Source organism: Paraburkholderia tuberum STM678, assembly GCF_902833905.1.
GTDB classification, from domain to species: Bacteria; Pseudomonadota; Gammaproteobacteria; order Burkholderiales; family Burkholderiaceae; genus Paraburkholderia; species Paraburkholderia tuberum.
In genome coordinates this window covers 40,392-54,616 of sequence record NZ_CADFGP010000033.1, presented here as the reverse complement: position 1 = coordinate 54,616, position 14,225 = coordinate 40,392, and the positions used below count along the sequence as shown (strand labels likewise).

Annotated in this window: 13 protein-coding genes and 3 pseudogenes; 6 read left to right on the top strand and 10 right to left on the bottom strand. The window is 61.7% G+C overall.

What is annotated here, in order from left to right; all coding sequences use genetic code 11:
• Positions 1-1,764 precede the first annotated feature (1,764 nt).
• The 5 genes from HWY30_RS25715 to HWY30_RS25695 form a co-directional block, all read right to left on the bottom strand.
• Complete coding sequence (locus tag HWY30_RS25715; RefSeq protein ID WP_090812899.1) at positions 1,765-2,193, bottom strand: hypothetical protein; 429 nt, start codon at positions 2,191-2,193, stop codon at positions 1,765-1,767.
• Between the two features lie 131 nt (positions 2,194-2,324).
• Positions 2,325-2,501, bottom strand: a complete 177-nt coding sequence (locus tag HWY30_RS41850) for a hypothetical protein (RefSeq protein ID WP_244144995.1) — start codon at positions 2,499-2,501, stop codon at positions 2,325-2,327.
• 204 nt (positions 2,502-2,705) lie between these two features.
• Entirely contained in the window at positions 2,706-3,413 is a 708-nt protein-coding gene (locus HWY30_RS25705) for a YecA/YgfB family protein (RefSeq protein WP_090812900.1), read from the bottom strand.
• A gap of 111 nt (positions 3,414-3,524) precedes the next feature.
• Positions 3,525-6,572, bottom strand: a complete 3,048-nt coding sequence (locus HWY30_RS25700; protein ID WP_090812901.1) for a Tn3 family transposase — start codon at positions 6,570-6,572, stop codon at positions 3,525-3,527.
• Between the two features lie 29 nt (positions 6,573-6,601).
• A complete protein-coding gene (locus tag HWY30_RS25695) occupies positions 6,602-7,801 on the bottom strand; it encodes a tyrosine-type recombinase/integrase (RefSeq protein WP_090812902.1) in 1,200 nt (399 codons plus the stop codon).
• A 143-nt stretch (positions 7,802-7,944) separates the two neighbouring features.
• Between HWY30_RS25695 and HWY30_RS25690 the strand changes: the two genes are divergently transcribed.
• The 3 genes and pseudogenes from HWY30_RS25690 to HWY30_RS41845 form a co-directional block, all read left to right on the top strand.
• Positions 7,945-8,979 carry a DNA-binding protein gene (locus HWY30_RS25690; protein ID WP_090812903.1) on the top strand — a complete coding sequence of 345 codons (1,035 nt, stop codon included), beginning with the start codon at positions 7,945-7,947 and terminating at the stop codon, positions 8,977-8,979.
• A 60-nt stretch (positions 8,980-9,039) separates the two neighbouring features.
• Complete coding sequence (locus HWY30_RS25685; protein ID WP_090812904.1) at positions 9,040-9,918, top strand: group II intron maturase-specific domain-containing protein; 879 nt, start codon at positions 9,040-9,042, stop codon at positions 9,916-9,918.
• Positions 9,919-10,027: 109 nt separating this feature from the next.
• Positions 10,028-10,216: pseudogene (locus tag HWY30_RS41845) on the top strand (IS30 family transposase); the annotation flags it as partial.
• On the opposite strand, the gene HWY30_RS25680 reads toward HWY30_RS41845, so the two are convergent.
• Both HWY30_RS25680 and HWY30_RS25675 read right to left on the bottom strand, forming a co-directional pair.
• Positions 10,185-10,577, bottom strand: coding sequence for a CesT family type III secretion system chaperone (locus tag HWY30_RS25680; RefSeq protein WP_167368896.1), 393 nt, complete (start codon positions 10,575-10,577; stop codon positions 10,185-10,187). The pseudogene HWY30_RS41845 and the gene HWY30_RS25680 sit on opposite strands and share 32 nt — an antisense overlap.
• An 85-nt stretch (positions 10,578-10,662) precedes the next feature.
• Positions 10,663-10,908 (bottom strand): CesT family type III secretion system chaperone, encoded by a 246-nt coding sequence (locus HWY30_RS25675; protein ID WP_090812906.1) that lies wholly within the window; start codon positions 10,906-10,908, stop codon positions 10,663-10,665.
• Between the two features lie 16 nt (positions 10,909-10,924).
• On the opposite strand from HWY30_RS25675, the pseudogene HWY30_RS43035 reads away from it, so the two are divergent.
• Positions 10,925-11,002 (top strand): annotated as a pseudogene (locus tag HWY30_RS43035) (IS6 family transposase); the annotation flags it as partial.
• Positions 11,003-11,221: 219 nt separating this feature from the next.
• On the opposite strand, the gene HWY30_RS42520 reads toward HWY30_RS43035, so the two are convergent.
• Entirely contained in the window at positions 11,222-12,091 is an 870-nt protein-coding gene (locus HWY30_RS42520; RefSeq protein WP_090812907.1) for an SDR family NAD(P)-dependent oxidoreductase, read from the bottom strand.
• A gap of 51 nt (positions 12,092-12,142) precedes the next feature.
• Entirely contained in the window at positions 12,143-12,397 is a 255-nt protein-coding gene (locus tag HWY30_RS25660) for a hypothetical protein (protein WP_090812908.1), read from the bottom strand.
• 47 nt (positions 12,398-12,444) lie between these two features.
• Here HWY30_RS25660 and HWY30_RS25655 point away from each other — a divergent pair, with 47 nt between their 5' ends.
• Positions 12,445-12,636: a hypothetical protein gene (locus HWY30_RS25655; RefSeq protein ID WP_090812909.1), complete on the top strand. Its 192-nt coding sequence runs from the start codon at positions 12,445-12,447 to the stop codon at positions 12,634-12,636.
• A gap of 323 nt (positions 12,637-12,959) precedes the next feature.
• Positions 12,960-13,112, top strand: a pseudogene (locus tag HWY30_RS25650) (IS6 family transposase); the annotation flags it as partial.
• Between the two features lie 332 nt (positions 13,113-13,444).
• Here HWY30_RS25650 and HWY30_RS25645 read toward each other — a convergent pair.
• The gene (locus HWY30_RS25645) at positions 13,445-14,008 is read right to left on the bottom strand and encodes a recombinase family protein (RefSeq protein WP_090812910.1); all 564 of its coding nucleotides are present in this window, start codon (positions 14,006-14,008) and stop codon (positions 13,445-13,447) included.
• Positions 14,009-14,225 lie beyond the last annotated feature (217 nt).

The window sequence follows — 14,225 nt, the reverse complement described above, 5'->3', positions numbered from 1 at the left end:
TATGTCAAATTGCATGCGCTCAGTCATACTGGCTGGCTCCCGGGCGTTGGTTCAATCGCAGACCGTCCCTATCTCGCGGTCGCGGTTCGGCACTCGCCGCTTGAATGATTGGCTGGACGCCCGTCACTTCCCTATCGATCCGCAGGCAGGCGAGAGAGCGCTGTCGGGCGCGCGGTTCAGCCGGTCATCCTTCGCCCCGATTTCCGCGAACGAAGGTCGGATACCCAAAACTATCCGACCCTTCATAATTGCCGGCAGAAAGGCAAATGGAGGTGGCTTCAGAATTCGGAAAAAATCGTACGCTAAGCCGACGCAGCCCTTGGCGCGTCGCGCTGCGGATGGATGAGGTTCTGTTTTAGCCCGTCGGGAAGCCGCGTGACGCCCGCCTCGGTCTCGGTACGCCGCAGCGCGTCCTGCACGTGCGATCGGGCTTTGGCGATTCGTCAGTCAGTCCTGATGCGGACTAGACTGGCGGCGGTTGCGGCACGCTGGCGCCGGCCGAGGAGTTCGCCACCGTACCGGCGCCGCCTCGCGGATCGCCTGCGCAGCACAAACGGCGCCCTTTCAGCAACCAGCCATTCACAGCGTCTGCCGCTAACGCATAAGCCCAGTCGGTTCCTGACGGCGACATAGGTCGTTATCGCTCTCGTGCGTCAGTCGATGGAGATGGCGCCGTCAATGCGCTCAGTGACAATAAGAACTTCGTTTTCACCCACTAGATCCCGTAGGATCGCTCCGACGCGTAACACTCCGGAGCGCTCGCGATCAGGCCCAATCCGCGGATCCCAAGAGGCCCGCAGCAGCGATCCGCGCAGGACAACGCGAACAGCCGACCTTGAGGCCGGGAACAACGACTTGGCTGAGGACACTCCCGTCGACGGAATACGAATCTGGCCACGGGATAGGTTCTTCGCTGTCACCCGTTGCGCCTTGCATGAGGCGTAGTTGCCTTGAGGCGCGATTGCAGTGACGGCCCGGTCAAAGAGACTTCGCGACGGGGAGGTGTGCCCGGATCGCGACGCGTGGTTTTTAGTGCGAGTTGTAGACTTCGGCTGATTCGCTCGGCGTTCGGTGGCACCCCGTAGTCCGTGTACTTTTCGAACGCCACGAGGCCACTCGAGATTGGCGAACGGAAACGGATGCACAGGGTCCTTGAGGTCGCGCTTGGCCGTGTCGGAAACATTTGAGGAGAACAGACCAATTATCACTGATTCTGCGTGGGTGGGGTTGGCGCTGGCCGCATAATGGACCCAAAGGCCATGGAGATTCGATAGCAGCTTCAGAAAGTAGCCCCCGGCATGGGGAGTACGTTTTCCAAGCGGCGTTTGGTAGTACTGGCCCAATCGGTCCGACAGCGATTGGGATTCCGCGAGCCCGACGTATAGAACGACTTCGTCTGGTAACCAGAAGGCCGCCACCCTCTGAATCAATTGCTCAAGGGGTGGTCTGGCACCGTCTACGGTGAGTTCAGGGCACACGCTCAGCCATTGCTCGAAGGCAGTCGGTGACAACGGGGCGCGCGGCAGGGCCCCCTGGAGCGAATCTAGAGAGTCCGTAAGCGAAACGATGTAAACGCCACGCTCAGGCAACGCTGGTTTCGTGCCCCAGGGGACGCTCCCACCTGGACTGAGCCCTGCGGCAGCGAACGCTTCAGAAACGGTTGTAGGCATGTTTGGGCCCGTTCCTGGTTATGCACTTCACTGGGACATAGCGCGGCTGACAAAACCTGTGCGGCCAGACATTTGGGCGTGTGTAACCGGCCCGTCACGTCTCAAGAATCTCGAGCCCGTTTTCAGTGCCCCATTGCCTCATCGCTTTTTCGACAGCGTCGGCTTCAAACGAATACCAGAGTTCGAGAACGCCTTCGCGCTCCAGCAAATCCTTGAAGCGGGCATAAGCCCCTTGCCGTCGGAAAAATCCTTCGACCTGCTCGTAACACGCGGGCAACGTTTGTGCAACAAAGCGCAAGGCGAGACTTCGTCCAAGATCGAGATCGTTCTTATGCGGTATCGCAAGGTAGCGGTCCGAAGTTTCAAGATCGTCAGGAATATCCTCGTCGAATGCGTCGTTGGAATCAGAAGTCCAATAGACTTTGCCTGTATCGAGCGAGACATACGCGTTATGCTCCATCGGCGCCGCGTAGCTAACGAAGTCGAAGGCCATAGAAAGATCGTCGTGTTTGACTGCAACCATGGCTCCGCTCCCATAGTGAGTAACGTTCGAGCGTCGGCGTACGGCCTACAGGTTTTGTTGGCAGCACCCGAAAGTTCGTCGCCCATAGGCGATCAATTGCCCCCGACTCAGCCCCCGCCGATGAAGATTGCTTAGTCGCGATTGTCTAGGCCCGCAAGTCCGTGGACATCGCCTTCCCGGTCAACCAGACGCAGCCACGTTTCCAGGTTTTGGCTGCTGCCGTTAAGTAGCCGATCCGTCAGGGTATGGTCGTTCGCCTTGCCCAGCATATTATGAAGTCCCAGGTACGCGACCAGAAGGTGGTACATGGCGCCTCGCAAATCATCGCGTCCCCCTGGCAGCATTGCGCGTGCCGATGCAAATCCCCGATCGCGCGACCGAGTTTCTCGCCGACGTACGATAGCGGCACGCCGTGACGGTCCTGCTGCGACGTGTACGCTGGGCCATTGGCATTCAATGGCAAATCGTCGGCTCCCTGTGGCATCTCCCTTCTCCCTTGGTTGCGTGGTTGATCAATGCAGAGTCGGCTCGTTTGCGAGACAGCAATGCTTGTACTTGCGGCCGCTACCACACGGGCACGGTTCATTGCGCCCGACCTTCCGGCCGTCCCGGCGCACGGGAAGATGAGCCGGAAGGCTTGCGAGCGCTCGCCGGTGGGGCGCGAAGTAACGGTAGATGTGGGTCAGCCCCGCGATCATCGCCTGCAACAGTTCCTCGCGCTTTTCCGGAGGAATCGGCGGGGGTCGCATCTGCGGGTCGGGGTCGTGTTCATGATGCAACATCATGATCGGCAGCACGGGGCCGCCGTGATCCTCGTGGATGAGTTCACCCCAGCTTGCCGGACGTGTCTCGACGCCGCGCATGAAGCCGTGAGCCCAATCGTTACCGGGCGCGATGCCATCGTCTCCTTCGAGAAGCACGGGTAGATACACGTCCGGCTCGTCCAGGGTATGGAGCAACTCGGTCGCGATCGTGTTCCAGTGACGCATGAGCAGGCCCATGATCTCGGCAGTCTGCTCATCACTCTCGAAAGCGAAATCCTCGCCCCATATCTGGGGCAGATACTCGCTCGGTGGCACCATGTCGGGCCCGCAGATCAGCGCCGCAAAGTAACCATCGAGCATTTCGATGTTCATCGCGCTCGGACCAATAGCATCGAGAAATCCAGAAAGGCGAGCGAACTCGTCATCGGTAAGCGACTGATCGGTGGTCTGGTTCACAACAGGCCTGTGTGTTCGTGGGCGTTCAAGGGAGGGGCGGCACCCCGCTTCCTGGCGAAGCGGGATGATCGCGAATCGACCGGCGCCAACCGGATTCGCTTTGTCGATCGATTATAAGCCGTCGGTCTCGTCTGGTATCGCCTCTGGCTCGATGTGCCCTGATGCGGATTGTCTCGCACGCGGAGTGGACAGTTGAGTCTCCGGTACGGGTCGCAACGGCCTGAACTTGCCGGCCGGCAGCTTCTGACTTTGCCGCCACACGTAGTCGCCGGTCAGGTTGACGTGTTCCCATCCCAGCGGCGAAAGATAAGGCAGCAAGGCGACATCGACGGGTAGCCCCCTCGTATGCATCGCCTGCACGGCGCGCTCAAGATAGACAGTGTTCCACTGTACGATTGCGGCGGTGACCAGATTCAGGCCACTGGCGCGATAGCGCTGGGCCTCGAAACTGCGGTCCCGGATTTCGCCGAGACGGCAGAAAAACACCGCCCGGGCGAGCGCGTTGCGCGCCTCGCCCTTGTTCAGGCCGGCGTGCACGCGGCGGCGCAGCTCGACGTTCTGTAGCCACTCGAGGATGAAGAGCGTGCGCTCGATGCGGCCGATCTCGCGCAGCGCGAGCGCGAGGCCGTTCTGGCGCGGATAGCTGCCGAGCTTGCGCAGCATCAGCGAGGCCGTGACAGTGCCCTGCCGGATCGACGTTGCCAGCCGCAAGACCTCCTCCCAGCTTCGCTGGATGTGCTTCTCGTTGTACGTATCACCGATCATCGCTGCAAGCGCGGGATAGTCCTTCACGCTGCCGGGCACGTAGAGCTTCATGTCGTCCAGATCGCGGATGCGCGGCGCGAAGCGGAATCCGAGCAGGTGCATCAGCGCGAAGACATGATCGGTAAAGCCGTTGGTGTCGGTGTAGTGCTCCTGAATGCGCAGATCCGACTCGTGGTAGAGCAGCCCGTCGAGCACGTAGGTCGAGTCGCGAACACCAACGTTGACGAGATTCGGATAGAACGGCGCATACTGATCCGAGATGTGCGTGTAGAACATCCGGCCCGGCTCGGCGCCGTACTTGGGATTGACGTGCCCGGTGCTCTGCGCGCGGCCGCCGGCGCGGAAGCGCTGGCCATCGGATGATGAGGTCGTGCCATCTCCCCAGTGAGCGGCGAACGGATGGACGTGCTGGGCGTTGACGAGTTCGGCCAGCGCCTGGGAATACGTCTCGTCGCGGATGTGCCATGCCTGAAGCCACGCCAGTTTTGCGTAGGTCGTGCCTGGGCAGGCCTCGGCCATCTTCGTGAGGCCGAGGTTGATCGCATCCGCGAGGATCGTTGTGAGCAGCAGCGTCTTGTCCTGAGTCGTCTCGCCGGTCTTCAGGTGCGTGAAGTGAGAGGTGAAGCCGGTCCACGCGTCCACCTCCATCAACAGCTCGGTGATCTTCACGCGCGGCAGCATCAGCGCGGTCTGGCCGATCAGCGCTTCCGCGTCGTCCGGTACCACCGCATCGAGCGGCGTGATCTTCAGGCCCGAGTCCGTGATGATGGCATCGGGCAGATCGTTGGCCGCCGCGAGCCGGTTGACCGTTTCCAGCCGCTGCTCGAGCAACTGCCGCCGCTCCAGGAGATACTGCTCGCAGTCGGTCGTGATAGGCAGTGGCAGCAGGTTCTCCCGCCGGATGGCTTGGAATTTTTCGGCCGGCAACAGATAGTCGTCGAAATCCTTAAACTGGCGGGAACCTTGCACCCAGACGTCGCCCGAGCGCAGAGCGTTCTTCAGCTCGTAGAGCGCGCACAACTCGTAGTACCGGCGCTCGAGCCCGGCATTCGTGAATACCAGCGGCCTCCAGCGCGGCTTGATGAACCTGGTCGGCGCGTCGGCGGGCAACTTGCGTGTGCCGTCGCTATCCATGGTGCGAATCGTGTTAATGGCGTCGAGCACGTCGACGGCCGCCGGCGCCGCGCGCAGCTTCAGAACCTCGAGGAAGGCCGGCACATAGCGGCGCAAGGTTGCGTAGTGGTCACCGATCTCGTGCAGGAAATCGAACGCCTCGGGCTGCGCCAGTTGCTCGGCCTCGGTGACACTTTGGGTGAAGGCGTCCCATGAGATGACGGATTCGATCGCCTTGAACGCATCGACGCCGTCCTCCTTCGCCTTGAGCAGGGCCCGGCCCAGTTTCCCGAATAGTCTCACCTTGTCGTTGATGGCCTTGCCCGCGCGGTGGAACCGCTCCTGGTGTTTTTTCTTCGCGGTGTTAAAGAGCCGCCCGACGATGCGGTCGTGCAGCTCGACGATCTCGTCCGTCACCGTCGCCGTCGCTTCCATCACACTCGCCGCGAGCGTCGCGTGCCGGCGCTGCGGTTCGAACTTCGCGAGGTCGTGTGGCGTCATCTGCCCGCCTTCACGGGCAATCTTGAGCAGCCGGTTACGGTGGACCAGCCGGTCGAGGCCGGCTGGCAAATCGACGGCCTGCAGCAGTTTCAGGCGATCGATGTGTTGCAGCATTTGCCTCGAGCTCGCCTTGCCCGGTGGCTGCCGTAGCCAGGCGAGCCACGTCATGCGTCCGTCGGCGCGGCGCTGCAGCAACCGGTCGAGCCGATGGCCGTGCTCCTCCGAGAGCGGCTCCGTCAGCACCCGATAGATCTGGCGCGTCGCGCGCGTGATCGCCTCGGCACAGATGCGCTCGATGACCGCGTCCTTGGGCAGCAGGATGGCTTGCCGGCGCAGGTGCTCAACCAGCGCCTGGGCGAGCACGACGCCCTTGTCCGTTTGCATCGCCAGGCTGACCAGCGCGTGCACCGCGGTGCGATAGTGGGACAGATTGAACGGCGACAGGCCGAGCTGAGCACGCAACTCGAGCAGGTGTTCGCGACGGGTTTCCTCGCGCTTCGCGTACTGGGGCCAGCACGCCGGATCGACGCCCAACTGCTGGCTGATCCATTGCAGCATGGCGGGCGGCACCTCCGTCGTCGTCGACCATCCCTGGCCCGGATATCGAAGCAGACAGAGCTGCACGGCATAGCCGAGACGGTTCGCGTCACCACGCCGCTGACGGATCAAGGACAGATCGGATTCGCTGAACGTGTAGTGACGAATCAGATCGTCCCGCTCCTCGGGAATGGCCAGGAGACTGTCGCGCTCCGATGCCGACAAGATCGAGCGGCGTGGCATGAGGCTCCTTGAAGAAGACAGGCAAGCGGTCAGTTCCAGCCGAGCCGGTGACGTGTCTGCGTGGCTTCGTGCCGCGCATCGTCCTCGGCATGCAGATAGACGCTGGTGGTCGCGAGCGACGCGTGGCCGAGGTTGTCGCGCACGAAACGCAGGTCGACCTGCTGGTCGGTCATGTGCGATCCGGCCGTATGCCGGACCCAATGCGCCGATGCGCGGGCGAGCTGATCGGCCTGGGCCTGCCACTCGGGGCCCCTTGCGCGCAGCCGGGCCGCAGCCAACGCGAAGACTTCCTTGACGATCTGGTGGATCGAGCCGCGCGAGAGCGGCTTCTCGTGACCGATGAGCGGCAGCAGCAGTGGGCGGCGCTCGCCCTGGTAAGGGGATGGCGGCAGGCCGTGCGCGCGCCGGTACCGGGCGAGTTCGGCGATGAGTTCGTCGGTGGCCGGCACCAGGCGCGTTTTGTTACCTTTGCCAAGCACCTCGATCCACCAGCGTTCGACGCCGGCGGCATCACGTCGACAGAACACGGCGCCCATCGGCGTGCTCGCGATCTCCGTCGCGCGCACGCCGGCCAGATACAGGACCGTGAAGAGCCAGCGGCAGCGTGCGGCGTGCAGTCGCTCGCGCTCGGTGCCCACGGGCAGCGTCTCGATCGTCGTTTTGACGACCTCCCACCACTCGTGGGTCAGATAGCGCGTCACGGCCGGTTTCCTGGCGACGCCGCGGCGACGCGCAAGCGACAAGGGATTGCCAGCGAGGTAACCGGCCTCGACGAGCCAGGCGAACATCGCGTTGAGAATCGTCATCGCGTGCCGTCCGCTGGTTGGCGACAAAGGGCCGGCAAACGGTCGCCAATCCGGGGACGCGCGGCCGGGCTTTTTGCGGGCCGTCATGACCCAGCGCCAGGCCGGTTGCGGATCGGCCAGGAAGTGCTGATAGACAAGCAGATCCTCGTGGGTGAGCGAGGACAACGGCTTGCCATGCTGGATGACCGCCCACAGCAGCAGTCGCTCGGCTTCCTTGCGATAGGCGGTCAGGGTGCCGGGCGCATCGGTATAGCGTGCGAGCCACGCCGTGACTGCGGCCAGGTCGTCGTCGGCGCTGACGTGCCGGATGGAACTGCGCGCGCGGTTCGTGCCTGCGGCACCGGACAGGTCGGCCGGAATGCGCAGCTGCTCGATGGGCCGGGCAGGACTGTCGGATTGAATGAGGGCAACGGGGCGGGTCATGGGTGGGACGCGTTGTGCAGGGTCAGTGCGCAGTATAGCCTAGACAGAAGCGCAATTATGTCTAAAGTCTGCCTATATTATCAAGATAATTAGCATGTTACGTTGTATTATTAGCATATGTCCACGCGACGGAACCGCCACTCATGACCCCCGACTCCAGTTCCACCCTCGACGAGCAAGCCCTGCTGGCCGACATCGCCGCGCTCCGCGGCCGCTGCGCCGACACGCGGGAGCTGTACCGCGAGGTCTGCGCACTGCTCTTCTTCCGCTACGGCGTAACGCCGACCGCGAACAAGCTCTACAGCCTCGTGCGCAAGGGCAGCATGAGCACACCGGCCGACGTGCTCAACCGCTTCTGGCAAGACCTGCGCGAGCGCACGCGCGTGAAGATCGACCACCCGGACCTGCCGGACGTCGTCAAGCAAGTCGCGGCCGAAGCTGTCCTCACCATCTGGCATTCCGCTTCCGAGGCATCCGCTACCGAACTGGCGGCCCTACGCGCCGAGGCGCGTCATCAGGCGCACGAAGCGGAAATCGCACGGGACCAGGCGGTGGCCGAAGCCGAGGCCGCGCGGCAGGCGGTCGCGTCCACGCAGGTCCAACTCGAGGCGGTTCGCGCCCAGCTTGCGGAAAGCGGCGACGCACTGGCCGCCGAGCGTCAGGCTCACGCCGCAACCGAAGCGCGCCTGCAGGAAGTGCGCCGGCAGTTGGACGAGGCGTCAAACCAGCTCGCCTCCGTCAAAACCGAGCTCGGTGTGGAAATCGAGCGTGCGAGAGAGCGGGCTGACGCTGCCGACACGCGGGCCCAGGCGCACGAAAAGCGCGCGCTACGCGAAATCGACCAGGAGCGCACGGCGCGTCAGAAAAGCGAGCAGCAGCTCGACAGCCTGCGGGGACAGTTGGCTACGGCGAAGAGCGAGCTCAAGGACGCTGCGGTCCAGCACGCCGGCGTGATCTCCGCGCTGCGCACGGAACTGGATCTCGCGTTGCAACGCGCCGAAGCCATCGCCAGTCAGCAGCAGGCCATGGCGAACGAGCTGGCCGAATCCCGGGCAAGCCTGCAGGATGCGCTGCGGCGGGCCGAGCGTGCCGAAGCCGAAGTGGAGGTCACACGGCGACTCGTCGACGGGCTGAAAAAGACGCCGACCGCCCGCGCAGCCCCGCGTGCCAAGAGGTAATTCGCCTTAGCGTACGATTTTTTCCGAATTCTGAAGCCACCCCTTCTGGAGCACATACCGATGGATAAGGCGATCCTGCGCAAGTGGCTGGAGGCTGGATATATTGATGAGGGAACCCGGTTCGAGTCGCGGGCAGGCACACCCCAAGGGGGTATTGCCTCGCCCGTGATCGCGAATATGGCGCTGGATGGACTTGAGGCGGCAGTACACGCGAGCATCGGTGTTTCGAAACTCGCACGTCGCGCGGCCAAACTCAACGTTATCCGGTATGCCGATGATTTCGTGGTGACCAGTGCTTCGAAAGAAGTACTGGAATCCGTGGTTCTTCCTGCGATCCGTCGCTTCATGGCGGTTCGTGGTCTGGAACTGTCGGAGGAAAAAACCCGGATTACACGCATAACGGAGGGTTTCGATTTCCTGGGCCAGAACGTACGCAAGTACGGCGGCAAACTGCTGATCAAGCCAGCGAGAAAAAGTATCAGCTCGCTGCTCGAGAAGGTCAGGGGAATCATCAAGGGTAACGCAAGCGCCACGCAGCACGCGCTGATACAGCAACTCAACCCGGTCATCCGGGGATGGGCCATGTATCACCGCCACATCGTGGCGAAGGCCACCTTCTCATTGATAGACTCACACATCTGGCAACTGCTCTGGAGGTGGGCATTGCGCAGGCATCCCACCAAAGGGGCACGATGGGTCAGGAGGCGATACTTCCGGTCCGGCGGACAAAGGTCGTGGGACTTTGCGACGGAGGAAGGTCAGGCTGACGGCAGTATCGGTAGCCTGCGACTCTTCCGCGCAACGACGGTCGCGATTACGCGTCACGTTAAGGTTCGTGGGCCGGCCCATCCGTTTGATCCGGCATGGACGCCCTACTTTGCCCGTCGTCGCGCCGCGAAACATCCGGTCGGTCTGTCCGGTGCCACCCCATGGTGCTGAAGAATGGCTTGAGCCGGATGCGGGGTGACTCGCCCGTCCGGTTCTTAGGGGAGAACGTGCCGGTAACGGCACGTTCTTACCCGACAAGGGTGCGAACAATGCGTCTTCAGTCAAGGGTGCGAACAATGCGTCTTCAGTCGGAGTACTGGTCGAACGGACCGGACGCCTGGTGCTGCTGGCGAAGATGGAAGATGCCACGGCTGCTTCCGCGCTGGCAGGCTTCTCTACCAAACTCAATTTGATTGCCGAGCCATTACGACAGAGCTTCACCTACGACCAAGGCAAGGAAATGTGTCGACGTCATTCAGGCTGTCCAGCAGATCGGTCACGGTATCGAACAGGTCCGTGGCCGTGCGCGTGCCGTCGAGCGGGAAGCGGAACGAGTACTGCAGCCGCTCCGCTTGCGGATCGAGGCTCAGCGTGCCGTTGCCAGCCGGCGCCGAATGGAAGTTCACTTCGAGCGCATGACGGTAGATGGTTTCGCGGTCCTCTTCGGGCACCGGGCCGAGGTCGATGTCAGCCACAGCACCCAACGGATCGACGGACTCGTCGTAGCGGATCGACACCGTATGGCCGGAGATATCCAACTGGCCGCCGTCGATCAGGCGCGCGACGTCATCCAGTCCCACCAGATCACAGACGTCATGCAAGAGCTTCATGTAGTTTTCGTATGCCACGCTCGATACCTCGTTCAGTTGAATGGGGAGTGCGAGTCCTAGCCAACGCACCATGCTGTCTTTTTGCTCAGACCGTAATCCGCGAACCGGGCTCGCCGGACAGATTCCAGTTGTCGACGGGACTGTCGAAGAAATAGCCGACGCGCCAACTCTCCGCCTGCTCGACGCAAAGCTGCAGGCTGTTGGCGAGCGTCTCGAGGTCAGCTTGCGCAAGCGGCGTGCGATAGCTGAACAGCACGTGTCCGCTTTCCGGATTCAACGTGAAGGCGGCGGGCAGCGTGCCACTGGAGAGGAATACGTTGATCTCGAGCAGCCGCCGGCAGACGGTTCAGTTCAACTTCTCCATGCTCGGGCTTAAAGATACCGCTGCTCCCGCTGTCTGGAATGCCGTCCTGTTCAATCGATAAGGTATCCATACCGATAGGAAAAATATCGGCCTGACCAGCCATTTGCACCAGAACCTTCTTTACTGCTTCGCTCAATCGACTTTGCGCCATGCCAACCTGTCTCCAGGACCGTCCTGGAAATATAACGCTTGAGGCGCTTAACGGTTGTCATGATTTACGGAAATATCAATAGACCGTATAACAGCCCATTCATCGCGAGGAGGGGAGCGTCCGGGCTTGTTACAATGGTTTGATGTTGGCAGCCTGCTTGCCCTTTGGCCCCTGCTTCACTTCGAAGCTGACCTTCTGGTTCTCTTGCAATGCTTTGAAGCCGCTGCCCTGAACATCAGAGAAGTGAGCGAACAGGTCTTCTCCGCCGTCATCCGGCGTGACAAAGCCGAAGCCCTTGGCGTCGTTAAACCACTTTACTGTTCCGGTTGCCATATTCATTCCAAACAAAAGTTTAATGTGGGATGGGCCCACCGGAATCTGCGGGAGGATCTTCGTTTCCATCACGTCCTTGGGGACCGCCGCAGTCATCGCCGTGGCAAGGTAGCCAGGTGATACCGTGTTGACGGTCACGCCGTGTCTGGCCACCTCCAGCGCGAGCGACATCGTGAAGCCGTGAATGCCTGCCTTGGCCGCCGCGTAATTGGTCTGCCCGAACGCGCCGCGCGCGCCGTTCACCGAACTGACATTGACGATCCGCCCGAACCGCTGCTTGAGCATCCCGCCGAGCAGTGGTTTGGTCATGTTGAACATGGAATCGAGATCGGTGCGCAGCACCTTGTCCCAATCTTCCTTGTTCATCCTGACAAAAGTGGAGTCGCGGGTGATGCCCGCGTTGTTCACCAGAATGTCCACCGTACCAAATTCGGCGAGCACGCGCTCGGCGCAATGGGCGCACGAATCGAAGCTGGAGACGTCGGCCTCATAGGCGACGAAATGGCGACCGGCATCGCGTTCATGGATGAGCCAGGTGGCAACGTGATCGTTGCGCTCGGAGTGCGACATGGCGACCACCATGCCCGCATCGTGAAGACGCCGACTGATCGCGGCGCCCAAGCCACCCATGCCACCGGTAATGAAAGCTACGCGCTTAGCCGGCATGATGCTCTCCCTGCTCCGGACGGTTGCTGGAGGCCGGCGATTTAGCCGAAGTCACCGGCGTAACCTGACTGGAGACGTCGCCTCGGCCCGCTGTCCGTAGGCCATGCCCGCCGCCGTGCTTGCCATACGTCGCAGCCATTCCTGCCACGGCAGCATGACCGGATTCATGGGGGCATGCGTCGGCCATTGCTCGCTCCAGACCGTTTGCCAGGTCGCCAACGCTTCGCGCAGGCCTTCGCTGAATCGGCTTTGCAGTCGCACGGCAGAGTCCAGCCCTTGCTGCCAGAGGTTTGTGGTGGTCGCCATGTAATCGCGCACCGTGGACTGGTAAGACGCGAGAGTTCGCTCCAGTCATGAGCGGTCGACACCGCATTGCGAATGGCATGCGCCGCCGCCAGATCGCGCCGGATGCGCTGCATGTCGAACTCGGAAACCTGCTGCCGGGCTTCGTGGCTGAAACTCCCCATTTGCAGCGCAAACGAGAGATTCGCGCGGTACAGATCGAAGGGTGTGACGGATTTGCCTGCCATGATGGATCATCCTGACGTGATGAAGCGGTCCGCATGCATGCAACGAGAGGCTGCGGAAAATGCGTGCGCGGCAGCAGTGCGTCCAATGTACACGAGGCAGTCAGAAGCTGGTTGACCCGTGTCAACCGCGAGATAGTTTTCCGCGAACGCGAACGCTTTGCGCTGTCCGTCGGCCGTTTCGCCGTGCGTTCTGATGTGATGGACGACTCCCGCTACGCAGTGAGAGATTTATGCCAGAGTGGAGAGGTCGTGATATCCACGGCAAAGGAGCGTTCATCATGAAGATAGCGATTGTTGGACTGGATCCGGCTGACACAAAGTCGCTGATGAGTGAATCGATGAAGATGCCGAACCCGGGGTTGGCCAAGGTGCTGAAGCGCCTGCATTATCCACTGGAAGTGATTCTGACGTGTGTGCGCTGGTACGTCGCGTATCCACTGAGTCTGCGTCATCTGGAGGAGATGATGGCCGAACGCGGAATCGAGGTCGACCGATGGCGTTCGACCGGAATGCTGGCCGGATCGACGACATGGCACTCAATCAACTGCTTGCGGGTTTCCGTCCATTGCGAACGGAAGAACTACGATGGCCGTTGGTGATCGTGCGAAGCTAGGCACATCGTTGTGAAAAGCGACAGGTATCTCGATATCGAGCTGTACATTATGATCAGGAATGCGAGCGCAACAGGTGTGAGCGATCATGGCGCATGGCGCCGTCAGTGAAGTGCGAGCCCCGCGCTGGTTCAGCAGTAGTGGCGCAGGTTGATCATCGTATAGGCAAGAGCCGCTGCCGCAGCTGCATCAGCGAGTCGGGCGGAATCGAGTTACGCCGCCGCCCGCTGGGCATTGCGTTCCGCCTCGGTCAGATAGTCATACAACGTCGAGCGGCCAATGCCCATCAGCCGGCAGATTTCTTCGACGGTGTGGCGGCGCTCATGGTAGAGCTGCATCGCCAGCTCTTGTCGCGCCGGATCGAGTCGCTTCTTGCGGCCGCCTTTATGGCCGCGTGCATGGGCGGCCGACAGGCCGGCGCGGGTGCGCTCGCGGACCAGGTTGCGCTCGAACTCGGCCGGGGCGCCGAACAGGTGAAACACCAGCCGACCGCCGATCGTCGCGGTGTCGATGTTTTCCTGCAAGCTATGTAATCCGACGCCGGCGGCATCCAACCGCTCGACCAGGTAGATCAGGTCCTTCAACGACCGCCCCAGCCGGTCCAGCCGCCAGATCACGACCGTGTCGCCGGAACGCAACGCGGTCGACCTGGTGCGTTCAGCTTTCGCCCCGCTTGCGGTTTCCTCGAAGACGCGTCCACACCCGGCTTTGGCCAACGCATCGCGTTGCAGGTCGAGATGCTGGTCATCCGTTGAGACGCGAGCGTATCCGATCACATACGATTTCCAGTTTGTCCACCGGAAATTCAGTATAGTAGGACATTGAAAAATGGAAGCTAATACTGGATGCCTTCATGTCGCTTCCGGGGATCTCCCGGTCACCACTGGTCGGCATCCAACAAACGATCGTTTTTTGGACTATGGAATTGCGGGTTATCGTTCCTGGTGGAGCGAGCCACCAGCGATTCTTGCCTTCGCACAGCATTTGCGGCGT